Raw genomic sequence first — 13950 nt, 5'->3', positions numbered from 1 at the left:
ATGGCCACGGTCATCGATCGGCGGGAGAATGGCGGCAACAAGAGTGCGGTCAACAAGCAGCGTTTCATCAAGCGTTACCGCGAGCAGATTCGGCAAGCCGTAGCGAAGGCGGTGTCCGGCCGGAAGATCATGGACATCGAGCAGAGCGGGCAGGTGTCCATTCCGGTCAAGGACATCTCCGAGCCGATCTTCCACCATGGCCAGGGTGGCAAGCGCGAGTGGATCCACCCCGGCAACAAGAAGTTCGTCCGCGGAGACAGTTTCGACCGCCAGCAGCAAGGAGCGGGCGGAACCGGCTCGCGGGCGAGCGACTCGGGCGAGGGCGAGGACGATTTCGTCTTCACGCTCTCGCGCGAGGACTTCCTGAATTTCTTCTTCGAGGACATGGCGCTGCCGGACATGGCCAAGCGCCACCTGGCCAAGATCGCCGAGGTGCGCAAGGTGCGCGCCGGCTTTTCGATCGACGGCACGCCCTCGAACCTGTCGGTGCTGCGCACGATGCGCAGCTCGCTCGGCCGGCGCATCGCGCTGTCCGGGCCTTACCAGCGGCGCCTGCAGGCGCTCGAGCAGCAGTACAGCGAGGTGCTCGAGGAAGAGGGTCCCTATACGGCCCGCGCGCAGGAGATGATGAAGGAGATGCGCCATCTGCGCGCCTGCATCGATCGCGTGCCCTTCATCGAGAAGCTCGACCTGCGCTACAACAACCGCGTGCTGAAGAAGCGTCCGCAGGCGCAGGCGGTGATGTTCTGCCTGATGGACGTGTCGGGGTCGATGGACGAGAGCCGCAAGGACCTGGCCAAGCGCTTCTTCATGCTGCTGTACCTGTTCCTGAAGCGGAACTACGAACGCATCGACGTCGTCTTCATTCGCCACCATACGGTCGCCAAGGAAGTCGACGAGGAAGATTTCTTCCATTCGCGCGAATCGGGCGGCACGGTGGTGTCGAGCGCGCTGAAGCTGATGGTGGACGTGATCCACAACCGCTACCCGGCCAGCCAGTGGAACATCTACTGCGCGCAGGCGTCGGATGGCGACAACTGGGCCGGCGACTCGGAGCTGTGCGGCCGGCTGCTGCGCGAATCGATCCTGCCGCTGGTGCAGTACTACGCCTATGTCGAGGTCGCGTCCGAGGAGCCGCAGAACCTGTGGGAAGAGTACATGACGGTCAAGAGCGCGCACGAGAACTTCGCGATGCAGCGGATCATCGGCGCGGACGAGATCTATCCTGTGCTGCACGACCTGTTTCAGAAGAAGGCGGCCTGACCGGACACCGGGCGCCGATGCGTTGACACCCTGGCGTACCGGTGCCCGGCATGGGGTCCATGCAAGGGCACCGCACCGGACAGGCCTTGGCTAACCGGCGGAGCCGCGATGGCGATCCGCCGACATGGGGGTGGGACATGGCATACCTCTCTACCGGTTCGGAGTGGACCTTCGAACTGATCCAGCGGTACGACCGGGAAATCGCGCGCATCGCGGCCGATTTCGGCCTCGATACCTATCCCAACCAGATCGAGATCATCACCGCCGAGCAGATGCTCGACGCCTATGCGTCCGCGGGCCTGCCGGTCGGCTACAGCCATTGGTCGTACGGCAAGCATTTCCTGGCTTCCGAGCGCAGCTACCAGCGCGGCCACATGGGCTTGGCATACGAGATCGTGATCAACTCGAACCCCTGCATCGCCTATCTGATGGAGGAGAACACGATGCCGATGCAGGCGCTGACGATCGCGCATGCCTGCTATGGCCACAACTCCTTCTTCAAGGGCAACTACCTGTTCCGCACCTGGACCAACGCGGACGCCATCGTCGACTACCTGCTGTTCGCGAAGAACTACGTGGCCGAATGCGAGCAGCGTTACGGCGAGCAGGAGGTCGAACTGCTGCTCGACTCCTGCCATGCGCTGCAGAACTACGGCGTGGACCGCTACAAGCGGCCGAAGAAGCTGTCGATCACCGAGGAGCAGGCGCGCCAGGCCGAGCGCGAGAACTATCTGCAGATGCAGGTCAACGATCTGTGGCGCACCCTGCCGAAGCACCGTTCCCACGCGCTGGTGACCGAGGACGAACCGCCAGAGACCGAGGCCACCTTCCCGCCGGAGCCGCAGGAGAACCTGCTGTACTTCATCGAGAAGAACGCCCCGAAGCTGCAGCCCTGGCAGCGCGAGATCGTCCGCATCGTGCGCAAGATCGCGCAGTACTTCTACCCGCAGCGGCAGACCAAGGTCATGAACGAGGGCTGGGCCACATTCTGGCACTACACAATCCTGCACGAGCTGTACGAGCAGGGACTGGTCAACGATGCCTTCATGATGGAGCTGCTGCAGGCGCATACCAACGTCATCTACCAGCCGCCGTACCACAGCCCTTACTACAGCGGCCTCAATCCCTACACGCTCGGCTTCCTGATGTTCCAGGACCTGCGCCGCATGTGCGAGCACCCGGACGACGAGGATTACCGCTGGGCGCCGGAAATTGCGGGCAGCGACTGGCGCAAGACGCTGGACTTCGCGATGCGCAACTTCAAGGACGAGAGCTTCCTGCTGCAGTTCCTGTCGCCGCGCGTGATCCGCGAGCTCAAGCTGTTCTCGGTGCTGGACGACGACCGCGAAAGCAAGCTGCGCGTGACCGCGATCCACGACGACGAGGGCTATCGGCGCATCCGGCAGCTGCTGGCCAGCCAGTACGACCTGTCCAATATCGAGCCGAACATCCAGGTCACCAACGTCGACGTCGGCGGCGACCGCTCGCTGACCCTGCGCCATCTGCAGAGCGACCGCCGGCCGCTGGCGCAGAACTTCGAGGAGGTGGTGCGCCATGTCACCCGGCTATGGGGCTTCACCGTGCGGCTCGAGGTGGTCTACGAGGACGGGCGGCACGAGATCAAGTACGAATGCCGGCCCGAGCGCAAGCACCATCGCAAGGCGGCCTGAGCGGACGATAACGATACGATGATTCGGGTCCGATCCCGCCAGCGGGACGGGGACCGGGGTAGTCCGGCAAGCAAGGCAAGGGCGGAGATTTCAGCGCTGAAATCTCCGCCCTTTTCGTTTGGCGAAGCGGCACGCCGATGCCGTGGACGCTATGCTGCCCCCGCGCCGCCCTCGATCAGCGGCTTGACCTCGGCCGCGCCGCCGCCATCGAGCTGCAGCGTCATGTAAGGGGACGCCATGCGGATGCCGGCCGCGTCGAACTTCTGCTTCAGCGTCGCGTTGAACGCCCGCGTGATTTCGAACTGCGCCAGCGGCAACGTCTTGAACTGGGCCAGCACGACCGGGCCCGACGGATCGAAGCGGTCCAGCCCGAGGATGTCGAGCCCCGACAGCAGCCGATGCGTGAAGCGGATGTCCTGCGCGATCTCGTCGCCGGCCTCGCGGATCAGCGCCATGGCGCGGTCCAGATCGCTGTCGTAGCGCAGGCCGATATTGAACACCGCGAAGGCATGGCCGCGCGACAGGTTCTTGATCGCCTTGATCTGGCTGTACGGCAGCACATGCAGCGCCCCCTTGCCGTCGCGCAGCTTGATCGTGCGGATCGTCATCCCTTCGACGGTGCCGCTGTGGTCGGGCAGCTCGACCACGTCGCCGATCGCGATCGAGTCCTCGACCACGATGAAGAGCCCCGTGATCAGGTCCTGCACCAGCGTCTGCGCGCCGAAGCCGATGGCCAGGCCGACCACGCCGGCGCCGGCGATCAGCGGCGTCACGTTGACGCCGAGATTGGCCAGCACCGCGATCAGCGCCATCACCAGCAGCGCAACGAATACCGCGTTGCGCAGCAGCGGCAGGATGGTGCGAGCCCGCATGCTGGGCGGCTGCCCGCGCCCATGTCCGGGCGACAGCGCCTGCGTGATCGCGGTGTCGATGACCAGCCAGAACAGCCACGACAGCAGCACCGCCGCCAGCGCGCCGAATACCGCGTCGGCGAAACGGCGGCCCAGCGCGGTCGAATGCATCAGATGCAGCAGCGAATTGCCCCAGACGCGGCTCGTCAGCTCCAGAAAGCCGAGCCAGATCGCCAGCCGCAGCAGCGCCACCGCGAAGCGGCCGAAGCGCGCCAGATAGGCCGAGCGCCGCTGCCAGCGTTGCCGCGGACCGTGCTGGGTCGCCTGCGGCGAGCGTCCGGTCACCACCGTCAGCGCCAGCGCGGCGACCAGCAGCGCCACCGTCAGGATGGTCCGGCCCAGATAGTCGTCCGCGTGGCCGGCGGCGAGCAGCGTGCCGACCACCGACGCGCATACCACCGCCAGCACCGGCAGATGCCAGGTGCCGCCGGCCAGCCGCAACACATCGGTGATGGCCGGATGGGCCTGGCGAAAGGCGAGCGGGCGGTTGGCGATCAGATGGCCGATCTGCCGGCGAAAACGCAGGCAGAACCAGGCCATCAGCAGCGCCGCGGCGATGTTGGACAGATTGGCGGTCACCGCGGACAGGTTGATGCCGAGCGCTGCGACCACGCGCGCATTGGTCGCGGCGTCGCCAAGCGCCGCCAGCGCGCCGATCGCGAACAACACCGTGCGCGAGTGCCGGTGCAGGTCGTGGACCGCGCGGCGCCGGTGCGCGGTATTGAAGACCGCGAACAGCGTCTGCGATACCGCCGACAGCACCGCGCCGGCGACCAGCGCATAGGCCAGCGTCAGCGCCGCGACGCCGGCCGGCACCAGATGCAGCGCCAGCGCGCGCACGATCCAGATCGCCATGCCGAACGCGATTGCCCACGGGCCGACCCGTCGCAGCATGAAGATGCCGACGTCGGTCCACGACGGCACCGTCGGTAGCTGGACCCGATCGACCGGCCGCATCAGCCGTCCGCGCACGCGCCGCGCCAGTTCGTGCAGCAGCCAGCCGCCGATGGCCCAGCCCGCCAGCACCGCGGCGAACAGCTGCGCCGATCGCATGACGCTGCCCCTCCCGCGGTCGGTCAGCGCCTGCTGCCATTCCTCGCCGGCGAAGCGCAGGCGCCAGCTCCAGTAGCGCCACGGCCCCTGATCCTTGCCAAGCCGGTCGTCGACCTGCTCGACCGCTTCGGCCAGCGCACCGACCAGCCCGCCGGCCTCGGCCTCCGACGCTGCCGCCGCAGCCGGCGCCGACGCCCCGAGCCCGTCGCGGACCGCGCGCAGCTGGCCGACCAGCGCGGCGCGCTGCTGGTCGTTCTGCAGTGTCTCGATGACCTGATCGAGCGATTGCGCCAGCGGCACGCTGGCCGCGGCCTCCGAGGTCGAGGTCCCGGCAGCGGCATGGGCGGCAGGCTTGCCCAATGGCGCGGCCGCACCGGCGAGGGGCATGGCGCCGATCGCGCAGAGCCAGATCAGCGCCAGCCATGGCAGATGACATCGCAGTTTCATCGTCGCGGGAGCCTCGTCGAAACCGGTCCTCGGCCCCCCGCCAGGAGGGCCGTCATGGGCGCACTGTAACCGATGCCCAAGTGCGGGGCGACCCGTCAACGTCTGACGCTCCGGGCGCCGATTCGGCGTTGCACGCAAGTTCGCCGATAGTGCTACTCTAATTTCCCTCTTTTCTCCGACCCCTTTTTCTTCAGGTTCTACTCAGGCCCCTAACTCAGGAGATTGTCGTGGCCCGCAAAACTCCCATCGAGCGCTATCGCAACATCGGCATCAGTGCGCATATCGACGCCGGCAAGACGACCACGACCGAACGCATCCTGTTCTACACGGGCGTCAGCCACAAGCTCGGCGAGGTGCACGAGGGCGCCGCCACCATGGACTGGATGGAGCAGGAGCAGGAGCGCGGCATCACCATCACGTCGGCCGCCACCACGGTGTTCTGGAAGGGCATGGCCGGCAAGTATCCCGAGCACCGGATCAACATCATCGACACCCCCGGACACGTCGATTTCACGATCGAGGTCGAGCGCTCGATGCGCGTGCTCGACGGCGCCGTGATGGTCTACGACGCGGTCGGCGGGGTGCAGCCGCAATCGGAAACGGTCTGGCGCCAGGCCAACAAATACGGCGTGCCGCGGCTGGCCTTCGTCAACAAGATGGACCGCGTCGGCGCGGACTTCTTCCGCGTGCGCGAGCAGATCGCCGAGCGTCTGAAGGGCGCCGCCGTGCCGGTGCAGATTCCGATCGGTGCCGAGGATCATTTCCTCGGCGTCATCGACCTGGTGCGCATGCAGGCCATCGTCTGGGACGAGGCCAGCCAGGGCGTGCGCTTCGAATACCGCGAGATCCCGGCCGAGCTGGTCGATACCGCGCAGCTGTGGCGCGAGCGGATGGTCGAGGCGGCGGCCGAGGCCAACGAGTCGCTGCTGGAGAAATACCTGGGCGGCGAGGCCCTGAGCGAGGACGAGATCAAGGCCGGCCTGCGCCAGCGCACCATCGCCAACGAGATCGTGCCGATGCTGTGCGGCAGCGCCTTCAAGAACAAGGGCGTGCAGGCGATGCTCGACGCGGTGGTCGACTATCTGCCGTCGCCCGCCGACGTGCCGGCGATCCGCGGCCATACCGAGGACGACCGCGATGCCGAGCGCCACCCGAGCGACGACGAACCGTTCTCCGCGCTGGCCTTCAAGATCATGACCGACCCGTTCGTCGGCCAGCTGATCTTCTTCCGCGTCTACTCCGGCGTGGTCAATTCGGGCGATACCGTCTACAACCCGGTCAAGGGCAAGCGCGAACGCCTGGGCCGGATCCTGCAGATGCATGCGAACACGCGCAACGAGATCAAGGAGGTGCGCGCCGGCGACATCGCCGCGGCCGTGGGCCTGAAGGAGGCGACCACCGGCGACACGCTGTGCGACCCCGCCAACGTGATCATCCTCGAGCGGATGACCTTCCCCGAGCCCGTGATCTCGCAGGCGGTCGAGCCCAAGACCAAGGCGGACCAGGAGAAGATGGGCGTGGCGCTGAACCGCCTGGCGCAGGAGGACCCGTCGTTCCGCGTCAAGACCGACGAGGAATCGGGCCAGACCATCATCTCCGGCATGGGCGAGCTGCACCTGGAAATCCTGGTCGACCGGATGAAGCGCGAGTTCGGCGTGGAAGCGACCGTCGGCAAGCCGCAGGTCGCCTATCGCGAGACGATCCGCCAGCCGATCAAGGGCGTCGAGGGCAAGTTCGTCAAGCAGTCCGGCGGCCGTGGCCAGTACGGCCACGTGGTGATCGACCTGGAGCCGCAGCCGCAGGGCAAGGGCTACGAATTCGTCGATGCGATCAAGGGCGGCGTGATTCCGCGCGAGTTCATTCCGGCGGTCGACAAGGGCATCCAGGAGACGCTGAACGCCGGCGTGCTGGCCGGCTTCCCGGTGGTGGACGTCAAGGTCACGCTGGTGTTCGGCTCGTATCACGAGGTCGATTCGAACGAGAACGCCTACCGGATGGCTGGCTCGATGGCCTTCAAGGACGGCATGCGCCGCGCGCGTCCGGTGCTGCTCGAGCCGATGATGGCGGTCGAGGTCGAGACGCCGGAGGAGTTCACCGGCAACGTGATGGGCGATCTGTCGTCGCGGCGCGGCATCGTGCACGGCATGGACGAGATCGCGGGCGGCGGCGGCAAGCTGGTGCGCGCCGAGGTGCCGCTGGCGGAGATGTTCGGCTACTCGACCTCGCTGCGGTCGCTGACCCAGGGCCGCGCGACCTACACGATGGAGTTCAAGCACTACGCCGAGGCGCCGGCCAACGTCGCCGACGCGGTGGTCAACGCGCGCCGGCAATAGTCGTCAGGCGACGGCCGTCCTCAAACGAAGGGCGGCTCGCCCTGCCAGTCGAAGAAGTCCGGCATGTCGCGCGACACGGTCTGCGGGAACGCCGCCGGCCGCTTCTGCAGGAAGGCCTCGACGCCTTCCTTCGCGTCCGGCGAGCGGCCGCGCGACTGGATCGCGCGGCTGTCGAGCTTGTGCGCTTCCATCGGATGCGCGGCGCCGGCCATCCGCCAGATCATCTGCCGCGAGATCGCGACCGACACCGGCGCGGCGTTGTCGGCGATCTCGCGCGCCAGCGCGTAGGCTGCCGGCAGCAGGTCGTCCGGTTCATGCAGCGACCGCACCAGGCCGCGCTCCAGCGCCTCCTGGGCCGGGAACACGCGGCCGGTGTAGCACCACTCCAGCGCGGTCGAGATGCCGACCACGCGCGACAGGAACCACGACGACGCGGCCTCCGGCGTGATGCCGCGGCGCGAGAACACGAAACCGAACTTGGCCGCGGTCGACGCCAGCCGGATATCCATCGGCAGCTGCATCGTCACGCCGATGCCGACCGCCGCGCCGTTGATCGCCCCGATCACCGGCTTCAGGCTGCGGTAGATCCGCAGCGCGACGCGCCCGCCGCCGTCGCGGTGCGGCGTGTCGGCCGGCGCGCCATAGCGCTTCTCGAAATCGAAGGTCGAGCCGCCCGACGACAGATCGGCGCCGGCGCAGAACGCGCGCCCCGCGCCCGTCACCACGACCGCCCGCACCGCATCGTCGGCGTCGGTCGCGTCGAAGGCGGCGATCAGCTCCTGCATCATCTGCGCGTTGAACGTATTCATCTGTTCCGGCCGGTGCAGCGTGATGGTCGCGATGCCGTCGGCGACGGCGTAGCGCAGCGTTTCGAACGGTGAGGGGTTCATGAGGGCTCCGAGGTGGTCGGTCGATGCGGGAAACGTCGATGGCGATGCCGGCGCCCGGCGCCGGCTCGCTCAGGCGAAGGTGATCGCGCCGCGCCGGTCCGCGCGCTCCAGATGCGGCACGTTGTTGAAGCTGAGCAGCCGCTGCGTATTGCGGCCGCAGATGATTTCGCAGAAGGCGGTATTGCGGAACTGCAGGTTCAGTTCGATCGCCGTCTGCGCGGGCGCGTGCAGCATGTCGGCCACCGCGCGGCCGATCGCGCCGCCCGAACTGACCACCAGGATCGCATCCTCGCGGGCCGAACCCTCGGCGCCGTGCGCCAGCCCGGCGGCGATGCGTTTGCCGAATTCGTCCCAGCTCTCCGGCATGCCGGTCAGCGTGCCGGCGGTCCAGGCCGCGAACGCCGCGCGGAAGGTGCGCCAGTAGTCCGCGTAGTCGCCGTTCTGATGCGCGCGATGGTCGGCGCCGCCGGTGTGGGCGCAGTACAGCGCCTCGCCGTCGTACTCGTTGAAGCCCGGATGGGTTTCGAGCGTCAGCCCGGCACCAGCCTCGCCCATCGCCGCCAGGATCTCGCTGGCGGTGTCCTGCTGGCGCACCAGGGAGCCGGCGATCACGCGGCGGAAGCGCACCCCGCGCTCGACGAAATATTCGCCGAGCCAGCGCGATTGCTGCCGGCCCTGTGCCGACAGGCAGTCGTAATTGGCAGCGCCGAAGGAGGCCTGGCCGTGGCGCACGAGAAATAGCGTTGCCATAGAGGGAGAGCGGAAGGTTGGGAGAGGGGCCAGCGATGGCCGTCGCGCTCGATTGTAGGGCGCGCTCCGAGTGCCGGCCAAGCAAGCGTGACACGCTGCATACCGGTCATGGCCGCGCTGCATTGTCGCGGCCGGCGCGCCTTGCGCGTCGCAAATTTTCGAAAGCCGCCGGCACGTTACGCAAATGGCGTCGCCATACGCGGTTACCTTGGCGCCTGCCCGCCGGCGGGCATTCCTCAGGCAATCCAGACATCAGCACCCCGACATCAGCATCACGACATCAAGAGGTCATGACGATGCGTACGTATCACACCTTGGCGTATCCCGACTGCACCGCCTTCAGCGCGGCACTGGAATCGCCGGATGGCGGACCGGCGATCAGCGCGGCGCTCGTGCGTGGCGAACTGATCGAGGTACAGGGCCATCGGTTTCGCCTGTGCCGATCGGATTCCGGCTGGAAGATCAAGACCGCTCCGCTGTGGCAGATGACACACCGCCAGCGCTTCGCGCGGTTGATGCGGTGCCTGCGCCTGGGCGGCGACGCGGTGCTGTGGGAATCGCGGGTGCGCCGCTTCGTCAAGCATTGGGCGCTGCGCGTCGAGACCGATGGCGGCAACGAAGGGGGCAAGGGCGGCAGCGCCGACGGCAGCCGGGATTGCGCGCGGCCGCGCGTGGTCCCGCTCTACATCAAGGGCTGGCTGCCGCCGGCTCTCGATCATGACGGCCTGTCGGCAGAGAGCCGCCAGGCCGGGCGCCGGCGCCGCGCCCAACTGCTGCGTTACGCTCAGCGGCCCCAGGCCGAACCCGATGGCGCATCGGAGCGCACCGGCGAGGCGTCGCACAGCCGGCCGCCCATGCCGCCTGACACCGAGCTGCGTCGACTGTGCCCCGAAGTCGCGCAGCGTTTGTTCGGTCCGGGTTCCGACCTGCGTGCGCGCAACCTGCGCGACAGCAACCTGGGGCCGCTCGATCTGGGCGGTGCCGACCTGCGCGGCGCGGTGCTGGTCCGTTGCGACGCCGTCGAGGCGGACCTGCGCAGCGCGGACCTGCGCGATGCCGATCTGCGGCTGGCCGATCTGCGTCGTGCCAGGCTGGACGGCGCCAGGCTGTCCGGCGCCCAGCTCGCCGGCACCCGCCTGCAAAACGCCTCGCTCAGCGGTGCGGACCTGCGTGGCCAGACGCTTTACGCGATGGCGTTGGCCGGCGCGACGCTGTCCGGGGCGGACCTGACAGGCGCTGGCTTCGTGCTGCCGCCCGACGCGCTGGTCGACGGCGCCACCCGCCGGGCCGCGCTCAAGCCGCTGCATCAGCATGACGGCAATCTGCTGTGGACGGTGGTCTCGCTGTCCGATCCGCAACGGCGACGCGAACTGATGGCGGCGATCGTCAACGCGCTGAATTGCGCGACCGCGCAAAACGAGGACATCTCCGACACCAATGACGCCCTCGCCGAGTTGTTGTTGAAGGACGTCGACCAGTATTGGGGAAACTCCGGCGAGCAGAGCACCGACATCGTGCTGGATCACTGTATCCGGAGGCTGGCCAGGCACCAGTGCCAGCGCCTGGCCAGAACGCTGCCCGAGTCGTGCGAAGACGTGCTGCTGAAGCTGGCGGACCGATATCGCGCGATGTTTGCCAAGTATGATCCCGCGATCTTCGCCAAGTTTGGCGAACTGCCATGGGAGTTGACGCTGGAGCTGCGGTCGTCCCCCATCAAGGTCGTCCCCGATCAATCGAGTGTGACGCCGGTATCGGCGGTCAGCTTCAGCACCACCGGCAGATAGGCCCGATAGGCGCTGCTCGCCTCGGCCGGCAGATTGCCGACCGGCTCGGCGCCCATCTCGTCGATCCGGCGTGCCACCGGGCCGCTGCGGACCAGCGCGCTGACCTCGCGCCCAAGCCGCTCGACGATGGCCGGCGGCGTCTTCGCCGGGGCCAGCAGCGTGGTCGGCCCGACGATCTCGTAGGCGGCATCGCGATAACCCGCCTCGGCGAACGTCGGCACATCGGGCAGGCCGACGGCCCGCCGCGTGCCGATCACCGCCAGCGCCCGCAGCTTGCCGGTGGCGATATGCTGCTTCAGCGCGGTCACCGAGCCGATCGTCATATTGACCTGCCCCGCCAGCAGGTCCGACACCATCGGCCCTTCACCGCGGTAGGGCACGTGCAGGATATCGAGCCCCTTGGTCTTGGCCAGATACGACTGGATCGTATGCGGCTGCGTGCCCGGTCCCCACGAGCCCATCCGCAGGGCGCCGGGATGCGCCTTCGCGTAGGCGAACAACTCGTCGACGCTCTTGACCGGCAGCGTGCTGTTGACCACCAGCACGGTACGCATCGTGGCGATATCGGAGACCGGCTGCAGATCGGTGCGCGGATCGTAGGGCAGCTTCTTGTACAGCGCCAGATTGGCCGTGATCGGGCCGGGCACCGTCATCAGCAGCGTGTAGCCGTCGGGCGCGGACTTGGCGACATGGTCGGTGCCGATGATGCCGCCCGCGCCGCCCTTGTTCTCGACCACGACCGGCTGGCCCAGCCGCTGGCTCAGCGTGTCGCCCAGCGTGCGGGCCAGCGTGTCGGTCGAGCCGCCGGCCGGATAAGGCACGACGATGCGGATCGGCTTGCTGGGGTAGGGTTGCTGCGCATGCAGCGGCAAGGCGGCCAGCGACAGCATTGCCAGGGCGGCGGCGCGCATCGCGGTCCTGCGTTGGCCCGCCTTGCCGGTGGACGCCTTGCTGCGTGGGTTCATGCTGGTCTCCTCGTGGTCATGTTCGTGTGGTTCCCGCGATCGGCCCGGCGGCGCGCTGCCGCATTCCATCGCGCCGATTCAATCGCACCTTGGTGCCAGATAGCCGCCAATCAGCCGCGCCATCTGCACGGGCAGTTCGTCGTCGTCCAGCCGCAACGGCAGGGGGTCGTGCAACAACGCATCGACCAGCATGCCGAACGCGGCCTGCATGGCGAAGCGCACCTTCGCCTCGGCGCGCGCGCCGTCATCGAGCCGCGGCATCAGCAGCGCCACCATCCGGTCCGCGAAGGCGGCCGCACAGGCGCGATGCGGCTGCCAGGCCTGCGGCCGGGCGCCGGCCTGCTGCAGCGCCGCGCGCAGCAACCCGCGTTGGGCGCGGCAGCCGCGCACCAGCAGGCGCATCGCCTTGTCGATCAGCGCCGCGGTCGGCAGCGCGGCGCACCGGGGCAGCGCCAGATGCCGCTCGATGGCTTGCTGCGCGTCGCGTACCGCGGCCGCCTGAAGCGCTTCGAAAAAGGCCGCCTTGTCGCGGAAACGCCCATAGAAGGCGCCGACCGACAGCTCGCAGGCCGCGACGATCTGCGCCACCGAAATCGATTCGAAGTCGCGCGTGGCCAGCAGCGTGCGGCCCGCGGCCAGCAACGCCTGCTCGGTATCGCGGGCGCGCTGGCGCTTCGGCGCATGCAGCAGCGAACGGGTGTCGAGCGCGGGGAACGCGCTGCGCGCGGTGCCCGGCAGCGGGAAGGGAGAGGCAGGGGTCATGACGGCTTCCGGAGGCGGCGACGGAACGAATTGCGGGACCGGAACGGCGTCGCCGATGCACGGCATCGTCCATCCGATCCAGCGTCCGGCCACGTTAGGGGCACAGGCGGGCAGCGTCAACGAAGGGGCCGCTATTTCCAATATCTGGAAATTCGTTCCATCATTTGACGGTCATCGCCGCGGCCACCCACACTGGATTTCAGGAGACAACATGAACACGCCGGTCGAACAATTCATCGCCGAGCGCCGCCGCGACGACCCGTCGTTCGGCGGACTGCTCGCCAAGGGCTTTGCCTTGCTGCGCTGCTTCATCGACGAGCCGCAGCCGATGGGCAATGGCGAACTGTCGCGCCGGCTGCAGCTGCCGCGCGCCACGGTGTCGCGCATCTGCAAGACGCTGTACGAGCTCGGCTATCTCGACTGGGACCCGAAGCTCGACAAGTACTTCGTCAGCGCGCAGGTGCTCGCGCTGGGCTATCCCTACCTGACCGGCCTGCCGATGCGGCATACCGCGCGGCCGCTGATGCAGGCGCTGGCCGACCGCATCGACGGCGCGGTGTCGATGGGCGTGGCGCATCGGCTCGACGTGACCTATCTGCTCACCTGCACCCACAACGAGGGCACGCCGGCACGGCCAGGCGTCGGCGCGGTGCGGTCGGTGCTGAACACCGGCATGGGCCGTGCGTTCCTGTGCACGCTGTCGAAGGCCGAATTCCAGAGGCTGATGGAGATCGCGCAGCGCGAGCGTCCCGACGAATACGCCGCCAACTACGACCGCATCTGCCACAACGTCGCCCACTACCCCAAACGCGGTTACGCGATCAATGAGGGCGAGGCGGGCATCGGCGTGCATGGCGTCGGCATCTACTCGCGCATCGTCTATCTGAACCGACCGCTGCTGTTCAACTGCGCGATCGCCGGCACCAAGCTGCGCCGCGGCATGCTGGAAAAGCGCGTGGCGCCGATGCTGGCCGAGATGGTCCGCAGCATCGAGCAGGCGGCGGGTGTGGGGCGATAGCGCACGACATTCGCTGCGCCGCCGCTCCTGCGCCCACGCCCGCACGGCCTGAGCACCGGGACAACGAGACACCACGTGGCCGCCGTCACGGCGCCAACGGCCAC

General features: G+C 67.9%; 10 protein-coding genes. 5 read left to right on the top strand and 5 right to left on the bottom strand.

All coding sequences use genetic code 11. The annotated features are described in order from the left end of the window. Together M1D55_RS09160 and M1D55_RS09155 are read left to right on the top strand one after the other, a co-directional pair. Positions 1-1263 (top strand): YeaH/YhbH family protein, encoded by a 1263-nt coding sequence (locus M1D55_RS09160; protein WP_006576789.1) that lies wholly within the window; start codon positions 1-3, stop codon positions 1261-1263. 137 nt (positions 1264-1400) lie between these two features. After that, positions 1401-2933 carry a SpoVR family protein gene (locus M1D55_RS09155; protein WP_023265246.1) on the top strand — a complete coding sequence of 511 codons (1533 nt, stop codon included), beginning with the start codon at positions 1401-1403 and terminating at the stop codon, positions 2931-2933. A gap of 149 nt (positions 2934-3082) precedes the next feature. On the opposite strand, the gene M1D55_RS09150 is transcribed toward M1D55_RS09155, so the two are convergent. Next, the gene (locus M1D55_RS09150; RefSeq protein ID WP_064576819.1) at positions 3083-5344 is read right to left on the bottom strand and encodes a mechanosensitive ion channel family protein; all 2262 of its coding nucleotides are present in this window, start codon (positions 5342-5344) and stop codon (positions 3083-3085) included. 227 nt (positions 5345-5571) lie between these two features. On the opposite strand from M1D55_RS09150, the gene fusA reads away from it, so the two are divergent. Beyond that, positions 5572-7677 (top strand): elongation factor G, encoded by a 2106-nt coding sequence (gene fusA / locus M1D55_RS09145; protein ID WP_023264071.1) that lies wholly within the window; start codon positions 5572-5574, stop codon positions 7675-7677. Between the two features lie 20 nt (positions 7678-7697). Here the strand turns inward: fusA and M1D55_RS09140 are convergent, their stop codons facing one another. Both M1D55_RS09140 and M1D55_RS09135 read right to left on the bottom strand, forming a co-directional pair. Further along, complete coding sequence (locus M1D55_RS09140) at positions 7698-8567, bottom strand: crotonase/enoyl-CoA hydratase family protein (protein ID WP_006579385.1); 870 nt, start codon at positions 8565-8567, stop codon at positions 7698-7700. Positions 8568-8636: 69 nt separating this feature from the next. Next, positions 8637-9317 carry a histidine phosphatase family protein gene (locus tag M1D55_RS09135; protein WP_006579386.1) on the bottom strand — a complete coding sequence of 227 codons (681 nt, stop codon included), beginning with the start codon at positions 9315-9317 and terminating at the stop codon, positions 8637-8639. Between the two features lie 35 nt (positions 9318-9352). On the opposite strand from M1D55_RS09135, the gene M1D55_RS09130 reads away from it, so the two are divergent. Continuing rightward, positions 9353-11101, top strand: coding sequence for a pentapeptide repeat-containing protein (locus M1D55_RS09130; protein ID WP_456280699.1), 1749 nt, complete (start codon positions 9353-9355; stop codon positions 11099-11101). Here M1D55_RS09130 and M1D55_RS09125 read toward each other — a convergent pair. After that, positions 11047-12066 carry a Bug family tripartite tricarboxylate transporter substrate binding protein gene (locus M1D55_RS09125; protein WP_006579389.1) on the bottom strand — a complete coding sequence of 340 codons (1020 nt, stop codon included), beginning with the start codon at positions 12064-12066 and terminating at the stop codon, positions 11047-11049. The genes M1D55_RS09130 and M1D55_RS09125 overlap by 55 nt on opposite strands. 78 nt (positions 12067-12144) lie before the next feature. After that, positions 12145-12828: a TetR/AcrR family transcriptional regulator gene (locus M1D55_RS09120; protein WP_232205907.1), complete on the bottom strand. Its 684-nt coding sequence runs from the start codon at positions 12826-12828 to the stop codon at positions 12145-12147. A 211-nt stretch (positions 12829-13039) separates the two neighbouring features. On the opposite strand from M1D55_RS09120, the gene M1D55_RS09115 reads away from it, so the two are divergent. Further along, complete coding sequence (locus M1D55_RS09115; RefSeq protein ID WP_006579422.1) at positions 13040-13846, top strand: IclR family transcriptional regulator; 807 nt, start codon at positions 13040-13042, stop codon at positions 13844-13846. Positions 13847-13950 lie beyond the last annotated feature (104 nt).

Source organism: Cupriavidus sp. JZ107 (assembly GCF_053903255.1).
This window is presented reverse-complemented; position numbering and strand designations above follow the sequence as displayed.

Bases quoted from the DNA above. Each gene is read 5' to 3' on its own strand.
- M1D55_RS09160 (WP_006576789.1), top strand. From the start codon at position 1: ATGGCCACGGTCATCGATCGGCGGGAGAATGGCGGCAACAAGAGTGCG.
- M1D55_RS09155 (WP_023265246.1), top strand. From the start codon at position 1,401: ATGGCATACCTCTCTACCGGTTCGGAGTGGACCTTCGAACTGATCCAG.
- M1D55_RS09150 (WP_064576819.1), bottom strand. From the start codon at position 5,344: ATGAAACTGCGATGTCATCTGCCATGGCTGGCGCTGATCTGGCTCTGC.
- M1D55_RS09140 (WP_006579385.1), bottom strand. From the start codon at position 8,567: ATGAACCCCTCACCGTTCGAAACGCTGCGCTACGCCGTCGCCGACGGC.
- M1D55_RS09135 (WP_006579386.1), bottom strand. From the start codon at position 9,317: ATGGCAACGCTATTTCTCGTGCGCCACGGCCAGGCCTCCTTCGGCGCT.
- M1D55_RS09130 (WP_456280699.1), top strand. From the start codon at position 9,353: ATGGCCGTCGCGCTCGATTGTAGGGCGCGCTCCGAGTGCCGGCCAAGC.
- M1D55_RS09125 (WP_006579389.1), bottom strand. From the start codon at position 12,066: ATGAACCCACGCAGCAAGGCGTCCACCGGCAAGGCGGGCCAACGCAGG.
- M1D55_RS09120 (WP_232205907.1), bottom strand. From the start codon at position 12,828: ATGACCCCTGCCTCTCCCTTCCCGCTGCCGGGCACCGCGCGCAGCGCG.
- M1D55_RS09115 (WP_006579422.1), top strand. From the start codon at position 13,040: ATGAACACGCCGGTCGAACAATTCATCGCCGAGCGCCGCCGCGACGAC.